The organism is Pseudomonadota bacterium (assembly GCA_026388275.1).
Lineage (GTDB): Bacteria > Desulfobacterota > Syntrophorhabdia > Syntrophorhabdales > Syntrophorhabdaceae > JAPLKB01.
In genome coordinates this window covers 17,169-32,454 of record JAPLKB010000030.1, presented here as the reverse complement: position 1 = coordinate 32,454, position 15,286 = coordinate 17,169, and the positions used below count along the sequence as shown (strand labels likewise).

The following is a 15,286-nucleotide window of genomic DNA, read 5'->3' as shown; positions in this document are numbered from 1 at the left end:
GGGGACGCCGCTTACATGACATAGATGCTTATGGTAAATTACATAGGCATACATCACTTGATGGCGAGAAGTTCGAGTTCAAAGATGAGTGTCGCGTTCGGCCCGATGTCGCGGCCCGCGCCCCTTATTCCATAAGCCAGCTCGGGAGGAACGAAAAGTTGCCACTTGGAGCCGACCGGCATGAGCATCAATGCCTCAGTCAAGCCAGGAATCACACCTAAGACCTTGAAGACAGCAGGCTTTCCGGTGCGATAGGAACTATCAAATTCGGTTCCCTTGATGAGGGTTCCCCGGTAATGGCACTCCACCATATCATTCCCCGATGGCTTCTTGCCGTCGCCTGCCTTGAGGATCTTGTACTGCAGCCCGCTCGGCAGGGTGACCACGTCCTCCTTTTTCTTGTTTGCGGCCAGGAAGGCGTCGCCCTCTTGCTTGTTTTCAATGGCTGCTGCTTTCATTGCCTGTGCGTGCATCTGTTTTAGTTCAGCTTGATACGCGTCCAGGGTGCTGCGGAGTTCCTCTTCGGTTAAAAGGAGCTTGCCGCCTGATTGAGCGTCCATCATGCCCTTGATTACGAACTCAAGATCCGGGTCAATTTCCTGCTGCTTGAAGTTCCTCAGCACACTGACCCCGATACCATAGTTTATCTTATCCTTTTGTGTTTTTAGAACAGATTCTTCCGCTGCATTTGCCGCAACAGCAAGAAACAAATAGCCTAAGATCAATATCCCTATAGTGCTGCTCAGTTTCCGTTTCATCATCCTCCTTGTGTGAAAATGTAATTTATTTATTGTAATCTCTGTTTTTTAGAACCTTTAAACAATTCTGATTAAAATATTCGATTCTGAAGTCGTTTGCCATCAGAAGAGATACACCAATTAAAGGTTTTCAGAATTTTTAAAGACAACCATTAAAAGATCGTCTCATTATGGTAAAGAGATGATCTCCTTTATAGTTCAACCACCATTCCCTCTGCACAGGGAAAACACTCCGCTGGACTGCCGGCCCGGCTTATTTGTTCCCGGCAGTAATCCGCCTGCTGATCCATGTCATCGTCTGTGCGGTCCGGATCGTGATGAAACAGCCCAAAACGTTTAACACCGGCATCGATTGCCAAATCTGTGGCATCTTTGTATGTGGAATGTCCCCATCCTCGGGTGTGCTTATATTCTTCAGCCGTATATTGGGCGTCATGAAAGAGCAGGTCAACATCGCGGCAGAATGCAACATATTGCTCATTTGACAAGCCGCCTTTATGCTGAAATCCCAGTTCATTGTCACTCAGGAACACAAATGCCTTTCCGCTTTCGACAAATTTAAAGCCATACCCGCCGCCAGGATGATTCAGGGGAAAGGCGCAAAATTCCATACTGCCAATCATGCAATTGCCGTTTCCTGACTTAGGCTGATCGCAACGGTAGTTGAAGTTGGCCTTCAAATATTTAAAATCAATTGGGAAATAAGGGGCTTCCATCTGGCGGGACAGGTATCTGCGTATCGCGTCCTGTGAATGAGGCCCGCTGCAAAAGGTAATATTGTAATGATCGGAATAGGCCGGTTCAAAAAAAGGAAAGCCTACCAGGTGGTCCCAGTGCGGATGTGTCAGGAAAAAACGAACATCCGAGATATCCTCTTCCTGCCTAAGGGCTTTCCCGAGATTGCGCAGGCCGGAACCGGCGTCAACAACAAAGACCTGTCCCAAAACGGAGCGTATCTCCAGGCAAGTAGAATTGCCCCCGTAACGAAGAGTATTGAGACCGGGTGTTGTTATGGATCCACGGCAACCCCAAACTTTAATTTTCATTCTCCCATCCTCCTGATTCATGACCGGGCATATTCATAAAAAACTTTCAGGTAATTTCCTAAATCCTGCACAAACCCGATTCGTTCTATTTGTTTTCAGATTTGAGCACAGCCGGATGCTCCTTTTCAAAGATAAACATCGCATGATTGTAATCAGGGGACAACTCCTTTGATATCGGGAGTTGTCCCCTGAAGTTGAAGTCTTGTCTGTGCAATGACAGGCTATGGTACCAAGATCATCGGCCGCATGAAATCGTTCTCTTCATGGCCCAGGATGTGGCAATGCCATACGTACTCATGACCAAAATCGGTCATTGCATTGACGTAGACTTTCGCATTTCCGTCTGCCGGGTCTATTAGTGTGAGATTGGTTCCTACCAACCTAGTCGGATCCAGAAGACGATTACTGTTGGGAATAGCAAAGGGAAGTGTAGGTAGAACCGCTTTGAATCCAACAATAACGTCTTCCAGTGGTTTCATCCTGACGGTTTCTTTCCAGCCCAGTTCGTTTGGTTCAGGTGGTCTTATTGCCCCGTCCCAGCCGACCCGGTTGATGAGCTGCACGTTAAACAGGTGGAAGTGAACAGGGTGGGTGTCAACACCGTTATGAGTAATCTTCCAGAGTTGGGTCTCATTGTTATTAATTGTCTCGGTAACCGGATCTACGTACCCCAACGGGATTGTTGTTTGTATATTATTATTGGTAAAAGGCAGTTCGACTCCCAGTGTAGCGTTCATCCGTCCGTAGGGGTCCCACAGTTCCTGGATGGCCTTGGAGTTAAAATTGATCGTATTTGATGCTCCTCCAATTGGCTTGAAAGTCATAGAGTTGTCCTGGATGTGTGCATACTGGGCGCCGACAACAACGTTATTTGGTGCAGGATATGTCGTCTGCGGCACAATAGGTTTGGGCTGAGTCGCATTGAAGGCGGTTTGCATCGCTGTGGTCAAAGTGGCCATCTTAGCCGTGTCATTGTAATATGGTGTCGTTGCAGAACCAGATGCCACCTGGAATTGCATGATGGTCCGGGTATTGGGGCCATATCCTGCCGCAGTCGTAGGAGCACCGCCCATCCAGGTATTATCCTGGTCTCCCGTGAAATAGTCATAGCGCGGGTCAAAAGCCGGATTGGGCGCAGGTGCATCGTTATAGAGAATGACGTTTTTACCGGGGAAAGCGGAGAAGTCGATGATGACATCGGCACGCTCTGCCGGTCCCAACAGGAGCGTCTGGTTCAGGATATCGAGAACCACGATGGTTCTCCGGTTGTATTCATAGCCAACCGGCTGATTATTGAGCACCACCGGCGCAGGCAGCAAACCGCCTTCGGTGCCTATCTGGATCATCTTCGGACCTGCATAGGCAGGATCAGGCACACCGCCTGCCCTTCCATCCGTAGGCCATGTATCAGGGAAGCAGCCTGCCGGCGAGTTGGCGCCTGCATTGAAGGCATCCACACCAACAATTTTCCAGTTCAGATCGGGTACTTCATTGAAGTATTGCCCGCTCAAAATTTCTATCCCATTCATGAACCAGACGTAATCCTGACCAGTCGCAGTATTCCTCCAGAGGATGTCAGGGTTGCCGTCACCATTAAAGTCACCCACACCAACAAGTGCCCAGTTAGGATCGGGTATTTGATTGAAATATTGCCCACTCAAAATTTCTATTCCATTCATGAACCAGACGTGATTCTCACCGGTCACAGTATTCCTCCAGAGGATGTCAGGCTTACCGTCACTATTAAAGTCACCCACACCAACAATTTTCCAGTTCAGATCGGGTACTTGATGGAAGTATTGCCCGTCCAAAATCTCTGTCCCATTCATGAACCAGACGTGATTCTGACCGGTCGCAGTATTCCTCCAGAGGATGTCCGGGTTGCCGTCACCATTAAAGTCACCCACACCAACAAGTGCCCAGTTCGGATCGGGTACTTGATTTAAGGATTGCCCGCTCAAAAACTCTATCCCATTCATTAACCAGACGGAATTCTGACCGGTCGCAGTATTCCTCCAGAGGATGTTAGGCTTACTGGTTCCATCGTTGCATGTGCAATTAGTTGCAAGCGTCGGAGAACAGGCCGGACGCGAGGCTGCGGTAACCATTGGGACTTCCTTGCCAACGCCTGCTCCGGTTGTGATCATGGGATCGGCCACATACAGCTGCAGATTGAGAGGTCTGTCATTGCAGGCATTAAGAATTCGGAACCGATAAGCTGTCGGGCTCACCGGAAGGTAGGGATAGGCAGTGCCGTTGACCAACATGGTGTCCATGAATGCTTCAGGTGTGCCGGTCACATCCCACTGGTATACCGGTGGCGTGCTGTGCGCCGCATCCACGATTACCGGCGGCCAGAACCAGGGGCCCCAATCCCACCTGCCGAAATTGTTTGCTCCGCTGTTGTCCGGATTATCAGGCCACTGATTCGTCTCATATACGTGCGGATACCAGAGGTCACCGGATACTCCCCATTTGGCATTTGTCCACTTGGCATCCTGGACTGCGATGTCGGCTGGCACAAAGGTCTTGTCCTGGATGATAAGTGGAATACCATAAGTATAAACACCTCCGCCATTATTAGGGATTGGCGATTTAAGGCCAGAGTTGTTACCCGAGGTATTGGTCCCCAGAATAAAATCTTCCTCTGTCTGGTCGTATAAAAGATATCCCGCGGCCTCGCCGGCATAGACATTGAGACGGGTGAGCCCATAGGCATGATCATGATAGAACATCAGTCGGCCGCTCTGCTGGTTGGTGTAATAAAAAGTAGCCGATCCTTGTACCAGACCGTTTGGATCCGGCATATCAGGAACGTTTTGCTGGCTCACACCTTTTTTGTAGGGGGTTGAATCTCCTGACGGGGTGATCCATTGGTGGGGTGTACCGTCGCTGATCCATGGCGTGACGCCGCCATGTAGATGGATGGTGGCACGGTTCTGTGTATAACTGGCACATGTTGCGCCAGGGAGAGATGGATCACAAGGTGCGCCAGCAGCGGACAAAGGTCCCATCCCTGCACCCATATACGTGGTATCTACAGGAATGAATAGGTCACCGGCGCCATTTATGCCAAGCTCATTTAAAAACTTGATACGCACCGGCTTTCCATTTCCCGCCACGCCCGCCGTTTTGGTAGGATCGTACGTTTTGGCCAAGATCAGGGGTCCCAGATACTGTGTAGAATGGTCTGTTCCATTCTTCTGATAATAACCTCTGAGTTTGGTAGCTTTGGGCAGGTTCGTATGCATTTTTTGGGTATAGTCCTTCAGTCCGATCTCGTAGTAATCAGATCCCGAATAGGTTGTCGTATCAGGAGTGGCAACAGGGATATATTGCCCAAGACCATTCGCGTTCGCCGATCCCAGTCCCGGCAGCTTGTCGACAAACTTTGCAAGGGCTGTTCCAGAATCTCTTGTAGCACTGCACACGCCGGCAGCGTTACAGTACCGATGCGTGCCTAAAGGACTGTTGGCGTAAAACGTGCCGCCGCTCGGCGTTACCGAAGCATCTGTCCCTGCCAGTGTCCCCGGGCCTGCCTGAGCGAGGTTGACCCCTAAGGGATTGGCAGCAACGATCACCAACAAACTTACAAGTAAAATCCATCCTGGTCCTTTCATATTAGTCTCCTTTTACGTCTGTTTTTTTGAATGCCGCTTGCACAGGAATGACGGATAAAGTGCTTGGTTGCAGAATTCAAAGGTCTCGTTGTTTGCATTTTGTCATTTCTTCGCTAAATATAATTAAGTATCATTAGGCGGTAAAGCAATACCAGTTTATATCAAACATAATACCAGCTAAATACTGGCATTATGTAATTAATAACAGGTGGGATCTGAGATTGACCTTTTTGTTTCCAAGGCCGAGCTTTTTTCTGATGTTTTCGCGGTGAAAATTGATCGTTCTGTACGATACGTTTAAAATAGATGCCATTTCTTTGCTGGTCCTGCCGCTCTGAATCATGGTGGCAATCTGAATTTCCTGAGGGGTCAGATTGTATTGAGCCGTGGAAAGGTGGCGCAGGAAAGGAGAAAAAATATCTTTCAGATTACTTTCCAAAATATCTATGAGGGTCTTTTGCGTGATGCCCAACTGACTTGCTTTCAGTTTCTCCAGATAGGGGGTAACAAGCTCGTTCATATTTGCCAGAATTCTCTGTTCGGTCTCGGTCTTTTCCGCTTCCCGATGCTGCAGCAGAACTTTCAGGGCCGTATTCAGTTCCTCCAGCTCCGCCGTCCGTGTTGCCACCAGCTGTTCCAGTTGCTGATTGTATGTATCCAGTTTGATTTCCAGTGTTTTTTGCTGGGTGATGTCCTGGTTGCTGGCGCGGCGGCCAAGGGATTTTCCGTCAGGGTTGAATACCGACTGGCAGATGTGGCTGATCCAACGCTCCTCGCCGTCCCGGGTGATAATGCGGAAGTCAAGGTGGCAAACCTCTCTGGTGATGCATTCCTGCTCATGTCTGGCCAGAAGCGCCCAATCGTCATGGTGGGCAATCTTCGTCATAAGATCGGGATCGTTCATGAATTCTTCTACGCAGTAGCCCGTCATTCTCTTACAGGAGGAAGAGACATAGATATAGCGGCCGTCGTCGCCGCTCCAGGTTTCCCAGTTATAGGTAAAGTCAGCAACGGTGCGAAACCTCTCCTCACTTACCCGTAAGGCTTCTATTGACCGATTCCGCTGTATGATGCTCCACATGTTCTCCAGAAAGATATGGATATGGAGGTAATCGGATTCAGTGTATTCTGCCCGCTTGTTTGCAACCGCGGCAACAGCAACGACTTTACCTCCATCGACAATGGGAATGCTCATCAGGCGCGACAAAGCTACATGGCCGTCGGGGCAGCCCTTCTTGCGGGGATCAGGTTTGTTGTAGTCATTGATGGTCACCGGCTTGCGCTGTCTTATCGCCTCTGCCCAGATTCCGGCATTCCCGCAAGGGAATTCCACCGGTTTATTATCCATGGCGCAGGTTTCCATGACCTTTTCCGACCATAAATGGGCCGTCATCAATGTTTCATCTTCGCTGATTAACCCGAAGAATCCCAGTTCGCTCTCGCTGATTCTGATGCACTCTTCAATCACGAAAGAACTTATTTCCTGGATTTGTGTATCCGCCATCTGGCATATATAGAGAAGTTTTTTGAGCTGATTTCTCTCCCTGAAAAGAGCTTCATCGGCCTGGCTGCGTTCAGTCTCCCCCTGACGGCCCAATTCAACTGTATTCGCCGGGAGATTATTCTGCTTTCTCATTGTGTTTCCTCACTTGTTTATTGGAGACGGAGGGTTTACTTTTCATTTAGCAACTGCTGTATCCTCTGCCTACGCGATATCTGAGGTGTACCGGGAGTCTGGGGCGCCACAGTCGGTGCGGGGGTAAGAGACGCTGCTGCTTTTGAAGACGTAGCACTTGCTGGAGAAGCTGCAGGCGGCGAGGATGTTGAGGGCAAAGTGCTTGCCGGCTCTTTCGAAGCCATTGATGCCGCTTTTTCCGCAGACTTCCTTTTGTTCTTATCGTCCAGTAATACTACCAACTTGTCATCTCCCTTTACAAGGATGATCCGGTCCGGCTCAACCTCCCGGAGGACAAAGCCACTCACAGTGTCTCCTTTCTTTAGTTGCATCTGGCGCTTTCCCCGGCCCGGTGTCGAGCGAGCGGTTTTCCTGTCTTCGATGAAGGCTACGCTCATGGTATCCGTGATCAGGACTCCATAGAGAACAATCTCCGGCAATGGAACAGAAACCTTCTGAGAGGGTATTATCCTGTCAGGATGGAAAAGGTTCTGCTCCGCAATCATCATGAAGTCGGAAAACGGGGAGGTCTGCGCGCTTGCCTGTTTTTCCTCTTCTCCGATTGAGATATGTTTGCCTGTAGGCATAGTCATTTCTGTGCTCATTTTTTTTAAGAGGGGCAGTATGGCATACTGCGCCATTAAGGCAAGGGCTACGATAAGCCCAATATTCAGAAGATGGATGCTTTTAAAAAGATATTTTAAATATTGCATGTTATCTTTTTACCTTATTCTGTTGGATTGAATCAGTGATCACACTAATATGGCAGGCTATCATCCTGGTCAAGGGTTGAATTATTGCATTTTAGCGTTTGCTGAATTTTGAGATCTCACTGGATACAGCGATGGCTGATATCTTTAATTTTACCTGGAGCTCCCTTGGTTCCCGGTAATCTTTTATTCTCACATCAAGCTCTCTTATCGTAAGAAACGGTGTTTGCGTCTCTATCGCGTAAATGGCGTCACTGAGCGACCTTATATCGGGCATGGCCGTATCGATGGTGACGCTGATAATTTCGAATTTTCCGAGGTCTTCGGGTTTCTCAACACGCTCGCTGGATATGGTCCCACCCCTGCTGCTGATGATTCCTTTAACAGTGTTCTGCAATGCCGCTGCTGCAAGGGGGACGGTTTGACCCTCAATAATTTTCCCATCATCCGCTTTTCTTATTTCTTTCAAAGCATCGAGCCTTTTCTCAAGCTGCGGTTTCTGAACGATCAGGGCCAACTGTTTTTCGAGACCCTTTGCCTTGAGCTCATATATTTCCCTGGTGGCTGTCTGCTCTGCCCGGATCACCAGAAAACCATACTCATAGATAACAAAGCCAAGAAGGATAAGTGTGAAGGGAAGAGCAATTATCAAAATCCTGCTTTTGTGCCTCACGGTTTTATGTTCTCCGCCTTTTCCTTTTTCAACCCTTTTATTTCCATCTTAATGGCAAACCGGTCAGTATTCATTTTTTGGTCCCGTGTTGTCGTCGAGGCAAACTCGACCTTCTTGAAATTTGATGACCCTTCCAATTTTGAGAGAAGCTCTGCAGCGGCACTCGCGTAGCCTTCAATATCCACTGTTGTTTCGGTAATTCTCACCCGCGTCAGCCATGATGTCTTCGGAAGAACGGCTGTCAATTCCTTCAGGATCGCCAACGTCATAGGGCTGTTTTGTTTGAAGCTGTTGATCGTTGCAATTTCACCTGCCAATAAATCCCCTTCTTTTTTTATCGCCTCAACCTTTCTGACATCCCCTTTGATCAAGGCCGTCCGACGGTCAATTTCATGACCCCTTGTCTTTTCAATCTGGAGCGGTGCAACAAGGTAGAAAATTCCCGTGGCAATCATGACAAATAAAAGAAATGCTGAAACACCCATCGGCGCTTTTGATCTTTTCTGCGTTCCTTTACCGAGCAGGTCCAGCTTCCAGGCCTTTGGCCATAAGGACTCCAGGACCCCTCCGAGAGCTGTGAAAGGCAGTTCCCGTACAGTTTGCAGATTCTTTGCGAACAGCGGCGCCATGTTCAGGTCTTGCAGGTTTTTGACCGGCAGGGCAAGTTTTCGCTCCGGCATCACCTCCAGCCCGTCCCTGAAATCAGCTATCAGTTGCAGGGGCTTCCCCTGTTCACTATGAGCAGCGATTAAAGGATTGATTGCCCCGCGGCTTGCCGCTGGGTAGTTTATTGCCGTCATGATGGCATCCGCCCATGTTTCCCCGTCATCGGCGCTGAAACTACCGTTGAATGCGGACATGATCAAACCCTCCTGGATGCGGCCTCCCTCATATCCACGCCTGTTAATCTCAAAAAAAAGGGCATCTGTTCCCTGCTCCAGATATGCCAAAAGAGCGCTAATACCGGAAATGTTGACGGTCAGCCTTTTCACCGGGATACCTTTTTTCCTGAGGGCTTCAATGTAGGGATTGACCACATCTGCTCTTGCTGCAACGAGAAGGATATGGATCCGATCGGCTTCTTCTCTCAGAATTCTAAAATCGTACAGGGCATTTTCCGGACTGAGGGACGTCAGCCTGTCCAGTTCATAGGAAATAACGTTCGGGAGATTTTCTTTTACAGCAAGTGGAAACTCTACTGACTGTACAATGGCCCATAACTTGGGAATGCTGAGAGTGATTTCCGTTTTATTTGCCTTCAGGTCATTGATAGTTGTGCTGACAAGTTCGGCGATATGCTCCGGATCAGGACGCCGGTCGTCTTCAAATGGAAATTCCCGGAAACCCTTCATCTGCACACGTGATAAAAACATCGATCCGTAAGCAATGGAAAGACCTGTCATTCCGATGGAAACACAGAGGTTTTGTGCTGGAAAAATAATACCCTCAACAAGGCTGAACGTCAGCACCTTCCATAGGCGACGTATCGTCTTTGTCAGGCTCAACCTCGAGGAGACGGCATAAATTCTTAACGTTTTAAATCCGGTGGCTTCTTTCATAGTATTGCCTATGCCGGGCTCTTGTAGAAAATTGTACGGTATTTGTCGGCACTTTCCATGATAAAGGTTGCTCTGATGGTGTATCCTTTCCTCTTATCTTCCCGGTAGCCCACTGCGTCGATGGTGTAGATGTTTGAATCCCCCGCTCCGATATACGGCATCATGGTATCATAACTTTTATCAAAAAGCGCTTGCAGTTGCTGAACGAATTCTTCGGGTTTTGATTCTCTAAGGGCTATGATGCTGTCTGCCAGGTCGGCGGTCATGCCTGGAATGGCGATCAGCACCTCTCTTGGCGCTGTCTTTACATTAATTTTGTTTGTCGCTGAATGTACCGTAAGCATTGGAGCAATGCCGCTTTTCCCATCATCTCCGAAGAGGATCTGCGGGGTCATCCCTTTGACGAGTAACAATTCCTCCAGGGTATCAAAACTGGCATTTTTTGCCTGGTAGGGGTCCGGCAGGGACAGATAATAATCGTTTTCAGCACCGTTCAGCCGATGCAGATCATCAGCGTCTTTCCAATCCAGGATTGAATCTACCAAGGCATCCGCCTCCTGTCCGGGGATACCCCTGTTGACGAGGAGATTGTACATGATGACCCTGGTATTGTCGGACAGGGCATTAATATTGATCTTTCCGGATTCGTCCATGATACAAAATGTATAGAAGCCATCCCCTATAGGGCTCTGATAAACCCGGCCATCCACCGGTAACACCTCTCGACCCTCTATGATAACTTTCTGATTTTTGTTGAAATTCCGATAAAAGATCTCCATGAGGCCCCTTTGAATGCCAGCTTCTGCAAGAAATTTGTTTTCTACCTCTTTCTTGAAAGATAATGCAGAATACGCATCTGTCCTCACCGTTGCGGAAAATGAAAGAACGATAACAGTCAAAAATACCAGAATCCAAAGAACCATCATCAGGGCGATGCCTTGCTGGGAAGTTACCAGGGAATTAACCCCTCCGGTTTGTCTTTGCATGTTATACTCCATGTTACTGTGTGGTCCTCAGCAACGATTCTCTTGCTCTCATGGGAATAATCAGGGAAAGTTTCGTCACCCCCTGATAGATCTGAATCCTCACTTTTTCGGGGATGTCCGTCGTTTCCACCCACTGCGGCGTCCATTTATCTTCTTTTGTGGTAACCCTATCAAAATACTCGAAATAGATGTCATCCATGTCATCAAAGAGTTTCGTCTCTCTTTTGCTCTTGAGACCGATGACATTTTCCGACACATACAACACCTGTCTCCCATGATCATCAGATTCTATCCTGTAGGCGGCTATGACATAGCCTTGCCTTCCATCCCAGATGGAATAGTTTGTTGAAAATTGAAGCGATTTTCTGTCGCCCCTGAAATAGAATTCTCTACCGTTTTCCCCGTCATGTACGAGAGGAACCTCTGACTGAAGCTGCGCATCGATGATGCGGAGGGACATACGAAGCCGATTAAGGGAATCTATCTTTTTCTCACCAACTTCGACGGAACGATAGCCCAGCCGCATCGCACCGGTGACAATGACGACAATTATCACGATCAGGGAAATGGAGATCAGGAGTTCCAGGAGTGTAAAGCCACGGACATTCACAATTTGAATCCTGTTTTATTTGTAAGCTTGACCGTTCTCAACGTCAGGGACCTTTCTTTAACGCCTTTCTGCCAGCGGATGGTCAGGTCGATCGCTAAAAGTTTTACCGCCAAATTGTCCGTCCGGTCAACAAGAACATTGGACACCTTCAGGTCCAACCGGTAACCCTCGCTTGTTACCTCGCTCCACGATTGCTCATTCAATTGATCATCGTCAAGGACCTGTCTCATCCTTGCCTCTGCCTGCATGGCAGCCAACCCGTAGTCTCTCGACAAGGATATCGTTCTCATATTTGTTGAAAAGAGCTGCAGGACATAGGTAACAGCAATACCCAGGATGGCGAGGGCCACAAGCACTTCCAGGAGGGTGAATCCTTTTTGGTTGAATTTTGTGAATCTTGAGGTCATATCTTGTATTTTTCCATTTTGCTAAATTTTGGGGCTTGACCCAAATATTCGCGATCCGGCCACCGGGTCCGTCCAGATGCTTAGTTTTTTCCTGTTGTTCCACAGGACAACCACTCCTCCGCCTCCTCCCCCTATGACGGGAAACACGAGGTGATATCTTCCTTTTAAAATTTCTCCCGAGAAAGGGTCTACCACCTTGATTTGGACATCCCGGGGAATCTCCCTGGCCGCATAACCCTCAATGCCATAGCGCTTTGCGTCCAGATCGATGGTGATAATCTGTTTTTCATGATTGATCCTGGCCAGGGATTGGGCGTGCTTCATGGTTGCCGACATCTCTCTTGCAGTTGACATGATTCTGACAGACGGCAGGCTGCCTGAAAAAAATACAGTGGACAAACCGAGGATCAGGGTGATGAAGAAAAGAACCACCACAAGTTCAATCATGGTAAATCCGGCTCTCATTACACAGGGAGGTCGGTAATGCTGAAGATAGCGACAAGCATGGAAATGACTATAAAACCAATTATCAGACCCATGATCAGAATCATGGCAGGTTCCAGGAGACTCACAAATCGCTTGATCGTCTCCTGCAGACTTTTTTCATACGCCGCTGCAACTTTGAGAAGCATAGTGTCCAACTGACCGGTCTCTTCACCAACCTTGATCATGGACATGGCCAGGGCAGGCAGGACTCCTGCCTCCGTAAGCGGCGCCGAGATGCCCTTGCCTTCCTTCGCCCCTTTGGAGACGGCACCCAGGGCAGAGGCAATGACTTGATTCCCTATGACATCTCTGGCGTTGTTCAACGCTTGAAGGAGGGGCACCCCGCTCTTCAGAAGCAAACCAAGGGTTCTGCAGAATCTGACCGTTTCAAGCTTTCCGATGAGCTCACCCATAATTCGGATCTTGAAGGCATCCCATCGGTACCGGCCCCCATCGGATTTGAGATAATAGCGGAAAGCAACCCATCCTGCAGCTATTGTCAGCAACATGATCCACCAGAATGCTCTCAAGCCTTCGCTGAGGGAAAGAAGAATCTGGGTCGGCAGAGGGAGGGCACCGCCAAGCTCGGCAAAAATGACAGAGAACTTGGGGAGCACAAAGGTAAGTAAGATGATGATCGAAATACCCCCCGTGATGATCAGGATAGCCGGATAGATCATGGCTGAAATAATGTGTTCCCTCAACTCCCTGGATGATTCGAGATATTCATTCAGCTTTTCCAGAATGACGTTTAGTACGCCACTGGCTTCGCCCGCTCTGATCATATTGACATACATCCGGGGAAAGATCTTTGGATACTTCTGAAGGGCGTCGGAAAAGGTATTTCCCTCCCGGATGGATTTCAGAAGAGATTGAACAACACCTTTGATTTCATCACTCCCGGAGACATCCGAGACGATTTGGAGGCTTCTGTCAAGGGTTAACCCCGCATTGAGCAGGACGGACAGTTCCGTAGTAAACGCCTGAAGATCTTTTCTGGAGGACCGGAGATGGATTTTTGTCCTGATGTTTTCTTTCTGTGCCGTGACTTTAATAGGAATGGCGCCGGCATCTTTCAGCCGCTCAATCACTGCTTTATCGTCCGCTGCTTCGATGACGCCCTCAACCATGTTGCCGTCCCTCGTCGATGCCTGGTAGGAATAGATAGCCACCTACGCTCCCTGTGTCACTCGGAATACCTCGCTCAGCGTTGTAATCCCCTCTTTGACTTTCTCTATCCCATCCTCGTAGAGCGTTCTCATGCCGAGTTGTCTCGCCGCTTCCCTGATCCGGTTCGAGTCGGCGTTTTTGAGAATCATGTGACGGATACCTTCATCCACGGACAGCAATTCGTAGATGCCTGTTCTACCGTAGTAACCCGTGGAAGCGCACTTTTCACAGCCCCTTCCTCTATAAAGGGGCACATTGCTTTCAATCCCGAGACCGATAAGATCTTCTCTGCTGAAGCTCGAACGGTCTTCTTCTTTACAATCGGGGCAGATAACTCTCACCAGTCTCTGGGCCAGGATTCCTCTCATTGTTGAAGAAATCAGAAAGTTCTCCACACCGATATCAAGCAGCCTCGTGATGGCGCCTGGGGCATCGTTGGTATGCAATGTGGAGAAGACGAGATGCCCCGTCAGAGCAGACTGCATGGCTATTTCCGCTGTTTCCAGGTCTCTGATCTCGCCGATCATAATAATATCGGGGTCCTGTCTGACAATATGCCGGAGGATATTGGGAAAGTTCAGGCCGATCTGCGGTTTGATCTGGATCTGATTGATCCCTTTGAGTTGGTATTCGATGGGGTCCTCAACGGTAATAATCTTTTTGTCCGGTGAATTGATCCTGTCCAGAGCACCGTAAAGGGTGGTGGTCTTGCCACTCCCCGTAGGCCCCGTTACCAGAATAATACCGTTTGATTTGTTGATAAGCTGGTTAAAGGTAGAGAGGGTACCTGCAGGAAATCCGAGGCAATTAAGGTCAATGACGATACCTTCCTGATCGAGAAGTCTCATAACAACGCTTTCACCGTAAAGTACCGGAATGCTCGATACCCGGAGATCGATGCCCTTTTCCTTGATCATCATCTTGATGCGGCCGTCCTGAGGGAGCCTCCTTTCGGCAATGTCGAGTTTTGCCATAATCTTGATTCTGGAAACAATGGCAGCCTGCAGCTTCTTAGGTACCGATTCGATGTCATGCAAAACACCGTCAATCCTGTATCGGACCTTCAACTCATCCTCAAAGGGTTCTATATGCACATCGCTCGCCCTGCTTTCCACTGCCCTGGTAAGGAAGAGATTCACGAGCCTGATAATGGGCGCCTCGGAAGCGAGGTCTTTGAGATGGCCAATATCTTCTTCATCATCCCCTGCGAAATGAAGATCCGTTTCATCCATGGTTTCGATGATTTGATTGATATCCTGGGACTCCTTGCCATAAAATTTGGCGATATACTCATCGATGGCATGGACGTCTCCCGCGTAGACAATAACCTCCGGTGATACGGCTACCCGGAGAGCGTCGATAATCGCCCTGTCCTCAGGATTGGCCATTACGACGGTGAGGGCGTCGTCTTTAAACTCTATGGGAACAACCTTGTTTTCACGGATGAAACGGGAAGACAACCCTTCCATGATAAAGGGCACTTTGGGGAAACTTTCGATTTTCAGGAAAAAGGTCTCTTTACTCAAAGGTACATATCCTTAATAAAATACAATGGAAGTGAGGCATACAAAACTACTAAAATGAAA

At 48.7% G+C, this 15,286-nt stretch carries 13 protein-coding genes; all 13 read right to left on the bottom strand.

What is annotated here, in order from left to right; all coding sequences use genetic code 11:
- Positions 1–53: 53 nt before the first annotated feature.
- The 13 genes from NT010_08305 to gspE all read right to left on the bottom strand — a co-directional run bounded on the left by NT010_08305 (position 54) and on the right by gspE (position 15,226).
- Positions 54–758, bottom strand: a complete 705-nt coding sequence (locus tag NT010_08305) for an FKBP-type peptidyl-prolyl cis-trans isomerase (protein MCX5806052.1) — start codon at positions 756–758, stop codon at positions 54–56.
- A gap of 191 nt (positions 759–949) precedes the next feature.
- The gene (locus NT010_08300; GenBank protein MCX5806051.1) at positions 950–1,804 is read right to left on the bottom strand and encodes an MBL fold metallo-hydrolase; all 855 of its coding nucleotides are present in this window, start codon (positions 1,802–1,804) and stop codon (positions 950–952) included.
- A 221-nt stretch (positions 1,805–2,025) separates the two neighbouring features.
- Positions 2,026–5,424, bottom strand: coding sequence for an FG-GAP-like repeat-containing protein (locus NT010_08295; GenBank protein ID MCX5806050.1), 3,399 nt, complete (start codon positions 5,422–5,424; stop codon positions 2,026–2,028).
- A gap of 190 nt (positions 5,425–5,614) precedes the next feature.
- Positions 5,615–7,060, bottom strand: a complete 1,446-nt coding sequence (locus tag NT010_08290) for a GAF domain-containing protein (GenBank protein ID MCX5806049.1) — start codon at positions 7,058–7,060, stop codon at positions 5,615–5,617.
- 35 nt (positions 7,061–7,095) lie between these two features.
- Positions 7,096–7,812 carry a hypothetical protein gene (locus NT010_08285; GenBank protein MCX5806048.1) on the bottom strand — a complete coding sequence of 239 codons (717 nt, stop codon included), beginning with the start codon at positions 7,810–7,812 and terminating at the stop codon, positions 7,096–7,098.
- Between the two features lie 91 nt (positions 7,813–7,903).
- A complete protein-coding gene (gene gspM / locus NT010_08280; GenBank protein MCX5806047.1) occupies positions 7,904–8,461 on the bottom strand; it encodes a type II secretion system protein GspM in 558 nt (185 codons plus the stop codon).
- 17 nt (positions 8,462–8,478) lie between these two features.
- On the bottom strand, positions 8,479–10,041 hold the full coding sequence (locus tag NT010_08275; protein MCX5806046.1) for a PilN domain-containing protein: 1,563 nt from the start codon (positions 10,039–10,041) through the stop codon (positions 8,479–8,481).
- 8 nt (positions 10,042–10,049) lie between these two features.
- Positions 10,050–11,027 carry a general secretion pathway protein GspK gene (locus NT010_08270; GenBank protein ID MCX5806045.1) on the bottom strand — a complete coding sequence of 326 codons (978 nt, stop codon included), beginning with the start codon at positions 11,025–11,027 and terminating at the stop codon, positions 10,050–10,052.
- Positions 11,028–11,040: 13 nt separating this feature from the next.
- Positions 11,041–11,637, bottom strand: a complete 597-nt coding sequence (locus NT010_08265) for a prepilin-type N-terminal cleavage/methylation domain-containing protein (GenBank protein MCX5806044.1) — start codon at positions 11,635–11,637, stop codon at positions 11,041–11,043.
- Entirely contained in the window at positions 11,634–12,044 is a 411-nt protein-coding gene (gspI, locus tag NT010_08260; GenBank protein MCX5806043.1) for a type II secretion system minor pseudopilin GspI, read from the bottom strand. Before gspI ends, NT010_08265 begins: the two co-directional genes overlap by 4 nt.
- A gap of 21 nt (positions 12,045–12,065) precedes the next feature.
- A complete protein-coding gene (locus tag NT010_08255; GenBank protein MCX5806042.1) occupies positions 12,066–12,491 on the bottom strand; it encodes a hypothetical protein in 426 nt (141 codons plus the stop codon).
- Between the two features lie 17 nt (positions 12,492–12,508).
- Complete coding sequence (locus tag NT010_08250; GenBank protein ID MCX5806041.1) at positions 12,509–13,702, bottom strand: type II secretion system F family protein; 1,194 nt, start codon at positions 13,700–13,702, stop codon at positions 12,509–12,511.
- On the bottom strand, positions 13,703–15,226 hold the full coding sequence (gspE, locus tag NT010_08245; GenBank protein MCX5806040.1) for a type II secretion system ATPase GspE: 1,524 nt from the start codon (positions 15,224–15,226) through the stop codon (positions 13,703–13,705).
- Positions 15,227–15,286 lie beyond the last annotated feature (60 nt).